Source organism: Paracoccus sp. S4493 (assembly GCF_000967735.1).
Taxonomy (GTDB): Bacteria; Pseudomonadota; Alphaproteobacteria; order Rhodobacterales; family Rhodobacteraceae; genus Paracoccus; species Paracoccus marcusii.
In genome coordinates this window covers 1-2,335 of sequence record NZ_JXYF01000157.1, presented here as the reverse complement: position 1 = coordinate 2,335, position 2,335 = coordinate 1, and the positions used below count along the sequence as shown (strand labels likewise).

At 59.7% G+C, this 2,335-nt stretch carries 2 protein-coding genes; both read left to right on the top strand.

All coding sequences use genetic code 11. From position 1 onward, the window contains the following. The first annotated feature begins 687 nt into the window (after positions 1-687). Entirely contained in the window at positions 688-906 is a 219-nt protein-coding gene (locus TW83_RS15645) for a hypothetical protein (protein ID WP_157001668.1), read from the top strand. A 571-nt stretch (positions 907-1,477) separates the two neighbouring features. Continuing rightward, entirely contained in the window at positions 1,478-1,648 is a 171-nt protein-coding gene (locus TW83_RS21885) for a hypothetical protein (protein ID WP_204245786.1), read from the top strand. Positions 1,649-2,335 lie beyond the last annotated feature (687 nt).

The following is a 2,335-nucleotide window of genomic DNA, read 5'->3' as shown; positions in this document are numbered from 1 at the left end:
TGCATGGAGCGTCTGTTCAGCGATGCCGAGTATCAGAAGGCATGGAAGATCGACGCGGAGAAGAAGGCCCGCATCGAGGCTTGGACCCCGGACTGCTTCTGAAAAATTGAAGGGGCGGGGAGAATAGCCGCCCCTTCAATCCAACAGGTATGGAGGGATAGCCCAACTTAAGATGCAACTTATTGGGATGGCAATACCTGAATAGACCCGCGCAGCGAGCTATAAACATTTATTGAAGACCGGCAGGCGATGCTCACCGCCGCTGCAATCCACAAGAACGCCCGCCCCTGTTTTACTACCGCTCAAACCGACATTTCCGCCGCAGCTCCTGTTCAGTAGAGGGCGGCCCCGCCCATCCTTCTGCGACGAAAGTTCAACTGGCCCCGCCTCGCGCGGGGCCTTTTTTCCATCGCCGCCTTTTGTCGTGACAGGGCAAGGAAAAGCAAAGCGGACGCCAGGAATGGGCGGCGTCTTGATGACCTGGCGGGGGTGGCCGTCTGCGCCGGCCCCCACCACCAGGCCCGGCCCTTCGGGCGGAGCTGCGCCTGGCGGCGCAGCAGGCAAGGAGGCGCATATGTCAGCACCGTTGGTAAAGTGTCAGGTTTTGCTGCAACTTTTCCCGAAAAATATCGTATTTGAACTGCACCTTATTGAGTAGAGTGCAAATTTTATCTGGAGATATTTGAGATGCTATCGACGCGTGAAATGGGTCAGGACGCCAAAGCGGAAATCACTCGTGAGATGCTGGTAGGGATGCTGGAGGACTTTGACCGGCTGGCTAACCGCGAGGGTGTGATGATCGTCGAGCTGCGGGGCAACGGCCTATTCGCACTGAACCCTGCTACAGGGACATACGAGGTGGTTGGCCTGGCGCGCATGTCTGCTGCAATGAGCTACATACGGTAAGGCAGCGTCAGCGAAAGCGAAAATTAGATACCCCGGCTGTAATGCAGCCGGGGTATTTTTTGCTGAAAGAGCAGCTTTTCTCAAAATTGTTCCTGCTATCCAGCACCTTTGACGTTGGGCATTTCCAAGCGTCTGCCGAAGCCCCCGGCAACTACCAGGGGCTTCCATTTTTTCATGGGTCGAGTTAACTGGACAGGTCTTCACCAAAGACAGCCCTGTTTGGGTTTGGCCCCGTAGTGTTAGTAGCACTGCGGGGTCGTCCAGTTCTCGACCAGGCTAGTTGCTCTTTACGAAAGTGAGGAAGGCAACGAGCAAATGTACCGCTGTCAGCAGCAGCATCATCTGGTCTTCAGTCAATATAGTTCCTTTCAATCTCGGCCCGCTGTTCGGGCGTGAGGGGCATTGCGGCGATCCTTTTGATGACGCCGTACAAATGGTCTAGGATAAGAACGCGACTGCGGCAACCGCCCTCGCGGGGGTTGCGTTTCGCCGGCTGCCGAGAGCATGTCACCCTCGCGCTAACTGCTAGTAAAAATCTAGCAATATCCGCTATCTGCCCACGATAGTCCGCGTGAAAGACCTAGAGGAAACGCGCTGCATCGACAACGACAAGGGCCCCTTTAGCCTGAAGTTCATTAACCTCTGGAACAGGGTCGGTTTGAACGGCAACCTTGTGCTGGATGTCGTCGATGTTGATCTTGCGGCTGGCTTTGAAGCTTATCCACTCACAATGAAAGACTAACTGATCTGGGCGTCCCCTTCGGGCCGCGCCCCCGGTTCCGGCCGGCTGTACCGGCCTCCACCCGAGCTGGTCAGGGCGATGCGCCCGGCTGCGCTGCACGGTTGAATGTCTCGTCCCGAGCCATCCCCCCCGCACACCGGTCCTGGGCGCCCTGCCCCGCCCATCTCGTCCCTGTCGGGCGGGACCGCTGACGCAAGGCGCACCCGGTTGTCCAGTCGCGCGCCGGGAACGACCTTGGGAGTGAAGGCGCGGGACCGCAGCAGGCCCGCGCGAGACGTCAAGGATCGAGCAAGGGCCTGTGGGCAACCGGGTGCGGCTTGCGGCAGCTGCGGCACAGACCCACCGCGGCCTCTTTCAGAATAGCGAGATCCCCGCGCGAGGCGCGGCGATCGAGACGCAGGGGGGATTTGGACAAGCCAAACGCCCCCTGCCTTTGTTGGGCCAGGTGCTGCGCGCCTGTCCGTTTGGGGACCACTGGTCCCCCACCGCAACATGAAAATGCTGCACGTCCTGCGGGGCCGTGTCCTCGCGCTTCGCGCTGCGGGCCGCACCACCCCCTTGTCCGCTGGATTTTCCCATTGCGGCGGTTCCCCCCCTGCCCTCGCCGGGAGGCAAGGGTTCAGGAGAGGGGCGCGCTTCGCGCTTCCTCGCCTGACCCCCCGCCCATTGTTCTGTGGCACATAGTTC

What these genes read in the sequence shown, in the direction of transcription:
- TW83_RS15645 (WP_157001668.1), top strand. Translation starts at nt 688, where the DNA reads ATGCTATCGACGCGTGAAATGGGTCAGGACGCCAAAGCGGAAATCACT.